A 14806-nucleotide genomic window follows, 5' to 3' on the forward strand; every position below is an offset into this window, starting at 1 on the left:
ATCTAAGGAGTAAATGGTTGAATGGTTGAATGAGTGAATTTTATTCAAAACTCACTCATTCAACCATTCGTCACTGGTTATTGCATCAAGAACTTATAATTGCCTATGTTTTTTAAGGCGGTACCGGTGCCGCGTACTACCGCGCGCAACGGATCTTCGGCTACGTGAACCGGTAATTTAGTTTTAGCAGCTACACGTTTGTCCAAACCACGCAGTAATGCGCCACCACCCGTAAGGTAAATACCTGTCTGATAAATATCGGCTGATAACTCCGGTGGGGTAATTTCCAGCGCTTTCAGGATAGCTTCCTCAATTTTAGAGATAGATTTATCCAGGCAGTGTGCAATTTCGGTGTAAGAAACAGTTATTTGCTTAGGCACACCCGTCATTAAATCACGCCCTTGAACAGCAAAATCACCCGGAGGATCGGCCAGTTCAGGTAAAGCGGCACCAACTTCAATTTTGATTTTCTCCGCAGTACGGTCGCCAATCATGATGTTGTGCTGGCGGCGGATGTACTGAACAATATCAGAGTCAAAGTTATCGCCTGCTACCCGGATAGACTGATCGCACACAATACCTGAGAGGGCAATAACCGCAATCTCGGTAGTACCACCACCAATATCGATTATCATGTTACCCATAGGCTCCTCAACGTCGATACCAATACCAACCGCTGCAGCCATAGGCTCATGTATGAGGTAAACCTCTTTAGCACCGGCAATTTCGGCCGACTGGTGTACCGCGCGCTTTTCTACCTCGGTAATGCCCGATGGTATACAGATTACCATACGCAAAGAAGGGAAGAACCATCCTTTGCCTTTGTTAATCATTTTTATCATGCCGCGTATCATGTGCTCGGCAGCATCAAAATCGGCTATTACGCCGTCTTTAAGCGGGCGTACAGTTCGTATATTATCATGGGTTTTACCCTCCATTTGCATAGCCTGTTTACCAATAGCAATTACTTTATTGGTTTTGCGGTCAAATGCTACAATAGAGGGTTCATCAACCACCACTTTGTCGTTATGTATTATCAGGGTATTTGCAGTTCCTAAATCAATAGCAACTTCTTGTGTGAAAAAATTAAATAAACCCATTTAGTGTTGTGTCAAATAATCTGCAAAGATTAAAAAAATCTACGTAAGTTATTAATAACCGTTTTTATTTCAAAACAGTTGCCGGGTTATGCAAAATACTTTACAGCAACCCTGTTTTAATGTTTAAAGTGCCTTACTCCAGTGGTTACCATGCTAATACCTTTTTGGTTAGCCATGTTAACAGAGTCTTGGTCTTTAATAGAACCGCCGGGCTGTAACACGGCAGTGATGCCTGCATCGGCAGCAATTTCGACGCAATCCGGAAACGGAAAAAATGCATCTGAAGCCATTACAGCACCTTGTAAGTCAAAGCCAAAAGTACGGGCTTTCTCAATAGCCTGGCGTAAAGCGTCAACCCTTGATGTTTGCCCAACACCACTGGCCAGTAACTGGTTGTTTTTAGCCAGTACTACGGTGTTTGATTTGGTGTGTTTTACTACTTTATTAGCAAAAAATAAATCTTTTAGTTCTTGTGCTGTTGGCTGTTGCCCGGTAACGGTAGTCATTTGCTCAGGGCCTTCAATCACCAAATCTTTATCCTGCTCAATTACACCGTTTAGTAAGGTTTTAAACTGTTTTACACCCAACTCCACCGTTTGGCGAATGAGTATTATACGGTTCTTTTTCCCTTTTAGTATTTGCAGGGCCTCATCAGTGTAAGCTGGTGCTATCAATACCTCGAAGAATATCGTGCTAATCTCAGATGCAGTTTCGGCGTTAATTTCGTCGTTAGCAATAATAACGCCACCAAAAGCCGATACCGGATCACAGGCCAGGGCATCAATCCATGCTTCTTTAATAAAAGAACGTGTAGCAATGCCGCAAGCGTTAGTATGTTTTAAAATAGCGATAGTAGGATCAGTAAATTCGTCAATCAATGCCACGGCGGCATCTACATCCACCAGGTTATTGTATGATAATTCTTTGCCATGCAATTTGGTAAACATGGCCTCCAGGTTACCATAAAAAGTGCCTTGCTGATGCGGATTTTCGCCGTAGCGCAATGTTTGGCTGGTTTGTATGCTTTGCTTAAATACAGGCAGCGGCGGATTAGCCTCACCTTGATCTAAATTAAAATACTGGAATATAGAGGTATCGTAATGCGAAGTGATGTTGAACGCCTTTTGTGCAAACTGACGGCGTTGGTCTAATGTGGTTGTACCGTCCTGCGTTTTAAGAATTTCGTCCAATTGCTGGTAGTCATTTTTAGAAGCCACGATAACCACATCCTTGAAGTTTTTGGCTGCAGCGCGGATTAATGAAATACCGCCAATGTCAATTTTCTCAATCACATCATCGTGTGCTGCACCCGAACGTACGGTTTCTTCAAACGGATACAGGTCAACAATAACTAAATCAATTTCGGGTATCTCGTATTGAACCAGTTGCTTCTCGTCCGATTCAAAATTGCGGCGGGCCAGTATGCCACCAAATACTTTAGGATGAAGGGTTTTTACACGTCCGCCCAAGATAGATGGATAGGAGGTTAAATCTTCAACGGCAATAACATCAGCACCCAGGCTGCGTATAAATGTTTCGGTTCCGCCGGTTGAATATATTTTCACGCCCAAACGATTTAATTCCTGAATTACCGGTTCTAAATGATCCTTGTAGTAAACTGAAATTAAAGCGTTTTTAATTTGAATAGACTGGCTCATGCAATAGTGGTTATTTTGAGCCGCAAAGGTAGTGATTTTTGATGAGTTGTTAAGCAGTAATACCGCAGGCTTTATGGATGATAAATTTTTATTGCAAAAGCGAAATTACCAAGATGTTACTGATATATATGTAAATACATATATGCATAATGATAGAAATATGCATATATGTATTTTGATTTTTAGCAGGTAGCTGACCAAATGTTTATTTGCTTTCAGGAGCGCTTTTCATCTTAGCTGCAAGTGCTTCTATTACTTTCGGAAAGTGCTGATGCTCTAACTGCTGGCCTTTGAGTTTGACAGCATTTAGATCGTCGCTGGGCTCAATCCTAAATTTTGCTTGGTGTATCATCTCACCTTCATCAAAATGCTCATTTACAAAATGAATAGTGATGCCCGATTCGGTTTCTCCGTTCTTTAAAACTGCCTGGTGCACGTGGTCGCCATACATGCCTTTGCCGCCATATTTGGGTAACAGGGCCGGGTGAATATTAATAATTTGATTAGGGAAAGCTTTAAGTAATGATACCGGTACTAGCCATAAAAAGCCGGCCAGTACAATTAAATCTACTTCCATCTTTTTCAAAAGTTTAACCACGTCATCAGTTTGATAAAACTCCTGGCGCGAAAAAACATGAGTCGGAATTTCAAAATTGTCGGCGCGTTGCAATACGTAAGCCTGCGGATTATTAGTAAGCACCAGAACAACCTCGCTATCAGCATGGTTTTTAAAATGCTCCATTATTTTCTGGGCGTTAGATCCCGATCCTGAGGCTAAAATGGCTATCCTGGTTTTCAAAGCGGAACTTAATTTTGGTGTAAATATAATATTTTAAGTAAGTGGTAAATACTTAGTGTATAAAACCATAGCGGGTAATCCGGCGTCTGAGCACTATTCTGGGAGACTTGCGTAGCGTATCTGTTTTTACATCTTGGAAAACCAAAGAGTTGCGGCCCAAATTAATCACCTGCACTTGGGCAAACGGGGTTGATACACCGGCTTTAGTAGTATCCTTGCATTTCATGGTCGACGACAGCGTTATAATATCACCAGCGTTTATCGTCCAGGGACCTTGTGTTACCTGGTCTAAACAATTGAAATAATTGTAGGTACAAGTGCCTCCGGCATCAAACATAAAAGATTGTGTATGCTGACAGGCAACGTTTAAGGTATCAAACCTTATGGAGGTATCGTTATGCAGTGTTTCTACCCGTAACGAAGCCAATTTCCAAAGCCCGTTGTCGGTTAAAAATGAATTTAGTGTAGACTGATTTTCCTTTTTACACGAACTGATGGCCCAGCCGGCAAACATCAAGGCAACAACTATAACGATAGGGAGCTTTTTGGTAAAAGTATGCACGTCACAAAAATACAAAATCCCGCAAACTACTTGTCTGCGGGATTTATTAATAACGGAGCTGTAAGCAAACTATTGTCCGGGTACCTTAACGGCTTCAAGGTTAGCATTTGCTGGTCCGTTCATCAGTTCGCCTTTGCAGGTAAATCGCGACCCATGGCAAGGGCAGTCAAATGATTTTTCGTCGTTGTTCCATTGCACCACGCAACCCATGTGCGGGCATACCGCACTGTAAGCGCTAAAAGTGCCGGCTTCATCACGATAAACAGCAACTTTTTTAAGCTTACCCACAATGGCAGCCTCGCCCGGTTTAACACTTTGTAATGATTCAACGTCCGACGGTAGAAGGTAGTCGACAAATTGAGTGAGGGTGGTATATTGTTCCTGGAGATAAGTTTTAGCGGTATGCAGGGTAACGGTTATCCGTCCCGGATCATACAATTTGGCCCACCGATTTTCTTTCCCGGTTATTAAATCAGTAATGAGTATGCCTGCCAACGTGCCATGCGTCATGCCATTGCCCGAGTCGCCGGTTACAATGTAAATATTTTCATCACCAGGATTTTTACCTATAAACCCCAGATCATCTACCGGTTCCATCACTTGGCCCGACCATCGGTAAACAATTTCTTCTGCCTGCGGAAAGCGTTCGCGTAGCCAAGTTTCCAGGCGCTTGTAGCGCTCTTCTTCGGGCTCGTCTTCCTTATTGGCTTGTGCGGTTTTATGATCTGCTCCGCCATGAATCAGTAGATCATATTGGTCATCATAAGGTTGGGTGCGTACGTAATTGTACGGCATGCTTGGCCACACCGAATTTTGATCGCCGGTGTCCCACCACAAGGCAGGTTCAATTTTATCTTTAGGGACTTTAGCTACAATTACGTACGACCGGTAAGGCGATTGCTTGGTATGCATGGTGGCCCAATCGTTAAATGGTGTATTGGTGGCCACTACAATTTGTTCAGCCTCAACCTTAAAGCCGTTTGCCTCTACTACACCTTCTTTTACTTTGTCGGCATGTGTTTTTGTATAGATTCTGCCACCCAAACGTGTAAAAGCTTCTGCTAAACCATTTAAATATTTTAATGGATGAAACTGGGCTTGTTGTGGGAATTTTAAGCTGGGTCCACTCTCGGTCGGGATACCCGAAACGCTATAAATCATGTCTGTAGCAATGCCCGCTTTATGAGTTGCCGTTAACTCGTCGTCTAATGATTTTTTTTTGTCAGAGGGGTGCAGGAACAGGTAACCATCAACACGTTTAAAATCACAGTCAATGTTTTCTTCGCGGCAAATTTGCTCAATCAGGTTAATGGCTGCGGTATGGCTTTCAGCGGCATAGCGAGCACCTTCTTCGCCAAACAAGCTTTCAATTTCGCTGTAGCGGTCGTCGAGCGCGTTGGCAATGTGAGCGGTGGTGCGCCCCGTTTCGCCGCTGCCAATCAGCCCATCTTCTAAAACCACTACTTGCTTGCCTGCTTTAGCCAGGCAATAGGCTACCGTCAAACCGGCTATACCTGCACCTATAACGGCTACTTGTGTTTTTAACGGGCTGGTAAGTTTAAAAAATTCAAGCGGCTTAACGGTGTCCGTCCAGCAAGAGATGTGCGTACCTGAGGTTACCTTACCGGGTGTATTAAGTTGTTGCTGTTCCATAAAAGGCTCTAATAATTTCTTATTAAGAAACCTTTGAACATTGTGTATAGTTTTAAGAAAAATTTGTTGTTTTAATCTATTAAGCGGTTAGTCTTTGTTAAAGGCCGCTATTGCTCCTGAACAATTTAATAGCAATAGCCAGTAAAATAACGCCAAACGCTTTGCGCAACACACCTAAACCCGTTTTACCCAGCATCCGCTCTAAAAGGCTCACATTTTTGAGTACTACGTAAACGATAATAGTATTGAGCGTAATACCGATGATGATATTGGTGGTAGCATATTGTGATTTGAGAGAAAGCAAGGTAGTCATGGTGCCTGCACCAGCAATGAGGGGGAAGGCCAGGGGAACGATGGAGACAGTAGCCGGAACATGTTCGTCCTCTTTAAAAAACGAGATGCCTAATATCATCTCCATGGCAATAATAAAAATTACCAAAGAGCCGGCAATAGCAAATGACGCGATATCGAGGCCAATGATTTTAAGCAATTCTTCGCCCACAAACAGAAAAGCAATCATGAGGGCCAGCACCGTAAGGGAAGCTTTTTCCGACTCGATATGTCCGGCACGTTGCCGCAAACTGATAATGATAGGTATGGTGCCTATTATATCGATGATGGCAAATAATATCATAGTTACTGATAAAACTTGCCTTGGATCAAAAGTATTAAACATAGCTTAGGTAGATTGCTTTTCTTTAGCTTTTAAGCGAAAGGTAAGCAAAAAGCCAAGCAAAATAAAAAATGCCGACAAAAAGAAAACAGCGTGTATAGACACAGCCGTAATTAAACCGGCCGCTATAGGCCCGAGTGTTTGCCCCAAAGACGCGTAAGACTGATTAACACCCAAAATTTCTCCCTGGGTATGTTCGTCGCTGCGGTCGGCAATAATAGCGTTGAGCATAGGGTTACGTAGTCCGTTAAAGAGACCATACACAAATAATCCTGCCGCAAAAGGGAACAAGGCTTGCGTAAAGCCGGTAAAAATCATGGCAGCCAGGCATACCACTGTAGATATTAATAGTATCATGGCTCTCGAAGCGATAAGCTTGGTGATGAGCGGCACCGCCAGTTGCATCAAAATGCCTGTAATACCAAAGCCTGCATATAGTAAACCAATTTGGGTAGGGGCAATTTTTAACTGGTCTACCGAAAATGTTTGAAAACCAATGATCATCACAAACTGCGCCATGGTTAATAAAAAGCCCGTAAATACGGCGGTACCCACCACCGGAATTTTTAAGGCTGTTATTAGTGATACAAAGTTAAAGTGATGTTGATTTTCAAGTTTTTCCTTTTCTCTGTCGGTTTTCGGCTTGGTTTCTTTGAGTACAAAAGTGGCCAGTATAGTGCCGATCAATGCAACACCTGCTGCAAAAAAGAAGGGTACCTGGAGTCCCAGTTTGCTTAAAAGCCCACCTAAGGCCGGGCCTAAAACAAAACCAAAACCAAACGCCGAGCTGAGTATACCAAACTTCTTGGCCCTGTCTTCTGATGATGACGTGTCGGATATCATGGCCTGCGCTACCGAAATATTACCGCCTGTAACACCGTCTAATATGCGGGCAGCAAACAGCATGAGTAAATTTTGAGCCAGACCAAAAACTAAAAACGATAGGCAGGTGCCAGCCAGACTAATTGCCAATAAGGGCTTGCGGCCCCATTTGTCTGATAGTGAACCTAAAAGTGGTGTAGCAAAAAATTGAGCTATCGAAAACGAAGCGGTGAGTATACCCACCGTTTGTTCGGTAAGGCCAAACTTTTTGCCGTAATCATAAAGTAAAGGTACAATGATGCCAAACCCCATGGAGTTAATCACACATATCAACACCAATATCCATAAATTACGGTCGGACTTCATCAAACAGCTGTTAAAGCAATACGGATAACAAAAGGAATGAAAAGCAAAAAGGTTCTGCCGATGGAGCAGAACCTTTTTGTTTATAGCGTAACATTAGTGTTAATCAACGTACATCGGATTTGGCGGATCCATTGGTGTTTTATCATCACCTTTACGCACTTTAGAGTGTTTTACACTATAACCAAAGTAAATAACAAAGCCGATAATTAACCATACAAACAAACGTGCCCAGTTCTCCCAGCCTTCGCTGGCAATCATAAATAAACATACTATTGCACCTAACGGGCACACAATCTGATACAAAGGAGTTTTGAATGGGCGTTTTATATCAGGATCGGTTTTGCGTAAAATAAATATACCTAAGCAAACCAGCACAAAAGCAAACAAGGTGCCTATACTCACCATATCGCCTACCACGCTGTCGGGAACAAAGCCGGCAAACAATGATACAAACCCAAAAAATAACCATTGTGATTTGTAAGGCGTACGGAATTTAGGGTGCAATTTTGAAAACACCGGAGGTACCAGGCCATCTGTACTCATGGTATAGAATACGCGGGTCTGACCCATCAGCATCACCAGGATAACTGACGAGAAACCAGCCAAAATAGCCACCGTTACTAATTTAGCCAACCACTCATAACCCGGCATGTGATGACGGATAGCATAAGACACAGATGCTTCAGAACCTTGAGTTAAAAACTCTTTATAAGAAGCAATACCTGTTAAAACGTGTGAGAACAGAATGTATAAAGCAGTACAAATTACCAATGATAATAAAATACCTACCGGCATGTCTTTTTGAGGGTTTTTCGCTTCTTGAGCAGCAGTTGATACAGCATCAAAACCAATGAAAGCAAAAAATACAATACTGGCACCCCGCAAAACACCAAACCAGCCATGATTGGCCGCGTCTGCATAATTATGCACTACACCAGTATTCAGGGTAACGCTTCCTGCATCAGCCGGAATCATGTAAGGGGTATGGTTAGCCGGGTTGATAAACTGCCAACCGAAACCTATTATCAATAATACGATAGCTACTTTAACCAATACAATGATGTTGTTTACCACGGCCGACTCTGCAGTGCCACGGATTAAGAGCATGGTTAAAAGCAGTATAATTACGATAGCAGGTATGTTAACTATACCTTGCACACCTTCGTGTGATTGAAAAGGGGAGTGGCACCACTCATAAGGTATGGAGGTGTTAAAAAACGTCATGAGTAAATCGTTCAGGTACTGCGACCAGCCAATAGCAACCGTAGCAGCGCCTAAAGCGTATTCGAGCACCAAATCCCAGCCAATAATCCAGGCGATGAACTCGCCCATAGTGGCATAAGAGTAAGTATAAGCACTACCTGCTATAGGTATCATACTGGCAAATTCGGCATAACATAAGCCGGCCAATGCACAACCCACTGCAGCAATAATGAATGAAATGGTAACTGCCGGACCAGCATTGCCACCTGCAGCTGCTGCAGTACGCACAAATAAACCGGCACCAATAATAGCACCAATACCCAGGGCTATCAACGCGGTAGGCCCGAGCGTACGCTTCAAACTTTTATCCGACTCGGCCGATGCTGCCAGCAACGACTGAATGGACTTTTTAATAAATAAACTCATGTTTTTTGTTCAGTTGTAAAGATTTAATCATGTTTACCTCCAAACGTACTTATTTTTCTTGAAAACTTAAAAACCTGCTCGGTAACAATGCCACGATGTGGATAAAATTAGCTTAAGGCCAATTTAAAATTCTTAAGTCATCAAAAAGCGGATAATCATTTCATCAAGAGTGCAAGAGAGCTTATTTGTGTGAACTTTTTGCGATAAGAAAAAGGTTTACACTGTGATATTAGACTTTGGAATGTTTTTTAAACAAAAAAGCTTCCCTGTTTGGCAGAGAAGCTTAAAAAAATCAAGTTATCAGTGGTGATATATTAATTATACGTACTCAAATTTGTAACCCACGCCTTTAACAGTTGACACATAGTTTTCGCCAAGCTTTTCGCGCAGCTTGCGAATGTGAACGTCGATGGTGCGGTTGGTTACCACTACCGAGTCTTCCCAGATATTTTTCAGTATAACGTCGCGGGTATAAACCTTACCTGGCTTGGATGCTAGTAGATAGAGCAGCTCAAATTCTTTTTTAGCTAACACTACCTTGGTACCGTTTTGATAAACCAAGTAACTTTCGCGGTCTATCACTAAATCACCAACTTCCAGTTTATTGTCTGATACTTCGTCCGGTCCGGCGTTACGGCGTAAAATAGCATTAATGCGGCTAACTAGTGCACGCGGTTTAATAGGTTTGGCTATGTAATCATCAGCACCTACGTTAAAACCGGCAATTTCTGAGTACTCTTCACTACGGGCGGTTAAAAATACCATGAAGGTGTTTTTAAACTCGGGCATGGTACGCATTACACGACAAGCCTCAATGCCATCCATCTTTGGCATCATGATGTCGAGCACAATCAGATCGGGCAATACTTTTTTGGCTTCGGCCACCGCCTCCTGACCATTATGAGCTAAATAAACCTGGTAGCCCTCTTTTTTTAAATTGTATTCAATAAGCTCTAAAATATCCGGCTCGTCATCAACAATAAGAATCTTTTGTTTTGCAGTAGTGCTCATTAGGTCGAATTTTGAAACAAATGTAAAGGCAATACAAAAGTAAATGGTTAAACCAATGTTAATAAATTGTTAAAGCTTAATATTTGCTTAAAGTTGAGCAAAGGTTTTGTTAAAAAACTCTTCCAGGTTTTGACCTGTAATGTTTTTAGCGATTATTTTTCCTTGCGGATCGATGATAATATTAGATGGAATTGCCTCAATATGATATAGTTTTTCGGTAGGCCCGTCAAACTTTTGCAGGTCTGATGCATGCTGCCAGGTTAATTTATCATCGTTAATAGCTTTTTGCCAAGCAGCTTTATCTTCATCAAGCGATATGCCTAAAATATTAAGGCCTTTGCCTTTAAACTGGTTGTACAAACGTACTACGTTTGGATTTTCCTGACGGCAAGGTAAACACCAGGACGCCCAAAAATCCAGCATCACATATTTGCCTTTATAGTCAGATAGCTTCACCGGTTTACCTTCAATGGTTTTAATGGTAAAATCAGGCGCTTCATGACCAATAGATAAAGGTTTGGCCGCTTCCATTTGCCTGATAAATTGCTGCACAGGAGCATTATCTTTAAACTTGTCTTTAATATCATCAGCATAAGTCACCAGTTGCTGCTCATATTTATATGGGTCTAAAGACATGGCTGCATAAAAAGCCGCTAACGAATTTTTATTATCGTTAACAAACTTGATGACCTGGTCACTGTAACCGGCCATGTTTTTTTCTAATATTGGCTGATATACCTTGAGCAGCGAATCCTGGTTTTTCACGCCCTGCGCCTTACTCTGAAACTCGCCAACCAGTTGTGCATTTTTTTCGCCAAAGGCATTACTAAAGGTGTTAAACTCTTTTATTTTTTCAGACTCTTGTGAGCCTTCAATTTTGTAAGTATGGGCTTGGTCGTTTAGGTCAGTTTCAAATGAAATGTTGTCGCCGTTTTGGGCAATTAAATCGTAAATAGAACTGCCTATGCGCAGTTTGAACAAGTTGGCCGTGGCCGACTGATTTTTAAACTTAAAGCTGCCGGCTTTTAATTCGGCCGAGTCAATCACACTCACCTGCGAAGTATCAGCCCGTAACAGGTAAGCTTTTTTTAGCTCGCCTGGGTTGTCAATTTTCCCTTCAATAGTAAAGCCCGATTTATCTTTACAAGCATAGATGCTGAATAAGAGCGGAAGGCCGTATGCTAATAAGTATTTTTTCATGATTTTGCTTGTAGCGCGTTAATTAAAAGCTGGTTTGTTTTCTGCGGATCAATTTTACCTTTAGAGCGTTTCATTATTTCGCCCATAAACAATCCTAATACGCCTTTTTTCCCTTTTTGGTATTCGATCACCTTATCGGGGTATTTAGCCAGGGCTTCGTGGATAAATTGATCCAACTCGTTGCTGTCATCGCTGATGAGCAGATTTAACTCTTCGGCCACCTGGGCTGCTGTTTTATCTGGGTGCAGCAGCAGTGCCGGGAACAGTTTATGTGCTGCTACCGTATGATTTACTTTGCCATCATCCACCAACTGTATCAGCCTGCATAATTGCTGCGGAGTAAGGCCAAGTGAGGTGATGGTTTGATGATGTTCGTTTAAATATGATTTTACGGTGCCCATTAACCAGTGCGCAGCACCTTTATAGTTGGCAGTATGTGCTATTACCTGTTCAAAAAACAAGGCGGTATCATGGTCGGCCACAATAACAGAGGCATCATATTCTGATAAGCCTAACTGTTGGGTGTATTTATGATAAAGTTCTTCGGGCAATGCCGGCATACTGCGGCGTATGTTTTCCAGGTAATCATCGCTCAGCAACAATGGTTGCAAATCGGGTTCAGGAAAATAACGATAATCATTCGCCATCTCTTTAGAGCGAAGTACTGAAGTTTCGCCGGTGTCTGCATTAAAGTTCAGCGTATTTTGTTCAATGTAGCCGCCTGCTTCAATAATGTCTATTTGCCTTAAAAATTCATGTTCAATGGCCCGCTGTACATTGCGTATCGAGTTCAGGTTTTTTACCTCGCAGCGGTTGCCCAGTTGGGTAGCCCCTTTAAGCCGTACTGAAATGTTGGCATCGCAACGCATGCTACCTTCTTCCATGTTACCATCGCAAATGCTGAGGTAACGCAGCAGCCGGCGCATTTCGGTAAGGTATAATCCGGCTTCTTCACTGCTATGAATGTCAGGTTGGGATACAATTTCGAGCAGAGGCACTCCAGCGCGATTTAAGTCAATAAGCGAATACGAATCGTGCTGGTCATGCATACTTTTACCTGCATCCTCTTCCATATGGATATGATGAATAGCTATAGACCGTTCAGAGCCGTCATGCCGTTTTACTTTTACGTAGCCGCCGGTAATAATAGGGTGCTGGTCCTGGCTAATCTGGTAACCTTTGGGTAAATCAGCATAAAAGTAATTTTTGCGGGCAAAGTTGTTATACCGGTTAACTTCGCCGTGGCAGGCAAAGCCTAACTTTACAGCATACTCAACCGCTTTTTTATTTAGAAAAGGTAGCGTGCCGGGATGCCCTAATGATACCATGCTCACATGCTCATTAGGCTGAGCACCAAATGAGGCACTATCTGACGAAAAGATTTTGCTTTGGGTAGATAATTGTGCATGCACTTCTAAACCCACTACCAGTTCATATTTATCGCTTACTTCGGTGTTACTATCAGTCATTACAGTATAAAATACAGATTTGCATCCGTCCTAACATGGCAAATATAAATTTATTCGCTGCTAATCATTGGAAAAACGGTATAAACTTTAATTCTAAACAACTAAATAGATACCTGCTAATATGTATGTGATTTGCCAGGTTGGTTGTGCCTATGTAAACTAAATTTAACTTTTATTGTTAAAATCTGCGTTGTGTTTAGTACTGCTCATACCACTAAACAGGTATGTGCATATCAACCTTTTTTATCGCTGCTCATGACTACAGATACACTTAAAAGACCGGCTTTTAAGAAAGCGGGTGCCGATGATTTTTTTAAGCAATTAAATTCCGAAGTACAGCAACGCGTGCTCAACAACCGCAAAATACAACAGATAATTGTTGTTAAGTCAGTACTGTTAGTTCTGTTATATTTTGCCTTTTATGCCTGCATCCTGGTATTCGGCAACTACACTCCTTACTTATTTACTTTTTACATAGCTACCGGATTAACCATGATTATGGTTTTTTTAAACGGTTTTCATGATGCAGCGCATGGTGCGGTGTTTAAATCCCGTTATCATAATGAGTTGTACACTTATGTGTTAGAACTTTTTGGCAGCAATAGTTATATATGGAAAAAACGCCACCTATTGTTACATCACCCATTTCCAAATTTACAGCATTGGGATATTGATGTAAAGCAAAGCAACGTTGTTCGTATTTTTCCGGAAAGCCCGCGTTATCGCTTTCACCGGTACCAACATATTTATATGTGGTTTTTGTACTTGTTTTATACGTTGAACTGGTTACTGGTACGCGACTTTAAAGACTTTTTTGGTACCCAGGATAACTACTTAAAAAGGGTAACCCATATACCTGCCATTGAGTATGTTAAATTGTTTGCTGCCAAAGCAGGTAACTTGCTAGCGATGCTCGGCATCCCGATGCTGGTACTTAATCAGCCCTGGAATATGGTATTGCTGGCTTTTTTGGCAATGCACATCACCTCCAGCGGGTTCGGGGTAATGGCGCTGCTATCAACTCATGCTGATGAAGATGCAGCGTTTCCGTTGCCTCCAGAGAATGGAACTTTAGATATGACCTGGGCAATGTACCAGATTACCGAAACCAAAGATTTTAGCCCAAACAGTAAAGTCGCTAATTTTTTATTCGGCGGGTTCAATCATCATGTAGCGCATCACCTGTTCCCGACGGTGGCGCATACCTATTATCCGGCAATTACACCTATCATCAGAGAATATGCCGCTAAATATAACCTGCCATACCGGTCTTACCCGTTAAGTGAGGCTGTGCGCTCGCATTTTATGTTGTTAAAAAAGAGTGGCAGCAAAGAAAGTTTGTTTGTACACGGTGAACTTTAAATTGCCGTTTACATAAAAGCAAAGTGCCTGAAAAAATCATCTTTTCAGGCACTTTGCTTTTATTTATGATTAATCAACTGCAGTGTTTTTTGATCTCTGTCTCCATCATAATACTTTGACAACACTTGCTCAAATACCGGGTTGGCATTAGGCAAAGATGCAAATAAGGTCATGCTTGATTTAAGCTTCATATCATCAGGACTGCCAAAAATATAATGAGGATCATTGCCAGGCAAAGCCAGTAGTGCTTCACATATCTCGATCAGTCGCTTACTTAGCACTTGGGTGTTAAGATAATCCATAGCTTCCTGCTTGTCCTGAATGCCGTAAAAGCGGGCAGTTTCGCTCATGCCGAGGCCTCTCAGTTGCGGAAATATATACCACATCCAGTGGCTGCGTTTTTTACCTTTTTTAATTTCTGATAGCGCCGTCGCATAATCATTCTGCTGCGCCTTTATGAACCGGTCGAGGCTGTTTTCCTGAGTCATTTTTTTAAGTTATT

Annotated in this window: 13 protein-coding genes; 1 reads left to right on the plus strand and 12 read right to left on the minus strand. The window is 42.1% G+C overall.

Annotated features, from left to right (window positions below):
• Positions 1-77: 77 nt before the first annotated feature.
• From AAGR14_RS06795 to gatB, 11 genes are all read right to left on the minus strand, one after another.
• Positions 78-1100 (minus strand): rod shape-determining protein, encoded by a 1023-nt coding sequence (locus AAGR14_RS06795; protein ID WP_342647838.1) that lies wholly within the window; start codon positions 1098-1100, stop codon positions 78-80.
• A 116-nt stretch (positions 1101-1216) separates the two neighbouring features.
• Complete coding sequence (purH, locus tag AAGR14_RS06800) at positions 1217-2758, minus strand: bifunctional phosphoribosylaminoimidazolecarboxamide formyltransferase/IMP cyclohydrolase (protein WP_342647839.1); 1542 nt, start codon at positions 2756-2758, stop codon at positions 1217-1219.
• Positions 2759-2963: 205 nt separating this feature from the next.
• Positions 2964-3557 (minus strand): phosphoribosylglycinamide formyltransferase, encoded by a 594-nt coding sequence (gene purN / locus AAGR14_RS06805; protein ID WP_342647840.1) that lies wholly within the window; start codon positions 3555-3557, stop codon positions 2964-2966.
• Positions 3558-3609: 52 nt separating this feature from the next.
• Positions 3610-4119 carry a hypothetical protein gene (locus AAGR14_RS06810; protein WP_342647841.1) on the minus strand — a complete coding sequence of 170 codons (510 nt, stop codon included), beginning with the start codon at positions 4117-4119 and terminating at the stop codon, positions 3610-3612.
• Positions 4120-4188: 69 nt separating this feature from the next.
• Entirely contained in the window at positions 4189-5772 is a 1584-nt protein-coding gene (locus AAGR14_RS06815; protein WP_342647842.1) for an FAD-dependent oxidoreductase, read from the minus strand.
• Positions 5773-5869: 97 nt separating this feature from the next.
• Positions 5870-6406 carry a MarC family protein gene (locus AAGR14_RS06820; protein ID WP_342647843.1) on the minus strand — a complete coding sequence of 179 codons (537 nt, stop codon included), beginning with the start codon at positions 6404-6406 and terminating at the stop codon, positions 5870-5872.
• Positions 6407-6451: 45 nt separating this feature from the next.
• Positions 6452-7633, minus strand: coding sequence for an MFS transporter (locus AAGR14_RS06825; protein WP_342647844.1), 1182 nt, complete (start codon positions 7631-7633; stop codon positions 6452-6454).
• Between the two features lie 99 nt (positions 7634-7732).
• Positions 7733-9262: an amino acid permease gene (locus AAGR14_RS06830; RefSeq protein ID WP_342647845.1), complete on the minus strand. Its 1530-nt coding sequence runs from the start codon at positions 9260-9262 to the stop codon at positions 7733-7735.
• Between the two features lie 318 nt (positions 9263-9580).
• Positions 9581-10273, minus strand: a complete 693-nt coding sequence (locus AAGR14_RS06835) for a response regulator transcription factor (RefSeq protein ID WP_342647846.1) — start codon at positions 10271-10273, stop codon at positions 9581-9583.
• An 87-nt stretch (positions 10274-10360) separates the two neighbouring features.
• On the minus strand, positions 10361-11473 hold the full coding sequence (locus tag AAGR14_RS06840) for a TlpA disulfide reductase family protein (RefSeq protein ID WP_342647847.1): 1113 nt from the start codon (positions 11471-11473) through the stop codon (positions 10361-10363).
• Complete coding sequence (gatB, locus tag AAGR14_RS06845) at positions 11470-12942, minus strand: Asp-tRNA(Asn)/Glu-tRNA(Gln) amidotransferase subunit GatB (protein WP_342647848.1); 1473 nt, start codon at positions 12940-12942, stop codon at positions 11470-11472. The genes AAGR14_RS06840 and gatB overlap by 4 nt, the downstream gene beginning before the upstream one ends.
• Positions 12943-13197: 255 nt before the next feature.
• Here gatB and AAGR14_RS06850 point away from each other — a divergent pair, with 255 nt between their 5' ends.
• Positions 13198-14304, plus strand: a complete 1107-nt coding sequence (locus AAGR14_RS06850) for a fatty acid desaturase (protein WP_342647849.1) — start codon at positions 13198-13200, stop codon at positions 14302-14304.
• Positions 14305-14363: 59 nt separating this feature from the next.
• Here AAGR14_RS06850 and AAGR14_RS06855 read toward each other — a convergent pair whose 3' ends face one another.
• Positions 14364-14792, minus strand: coding sequence for a DUF1810 domain-containing protein (locus tag AAGR14_RS06855; RefSeq protein WP_342647850.1), 429 nt, complete (start codon positions 14790-14792; stop codon positions 14364-14366).
• Positions 14793-14806: the final 14 nt, after the last annotated feature.

The organism is Mucilaginibacter sp. CSA2-8R, from assembly GCF_038806765.1.
Taxonomy (GTDB): Bacteria; Bacteroidota; Bacteroidia; order Sphingobacteriales; family Sphingobacteriaceae; genus Mucilaginibacter.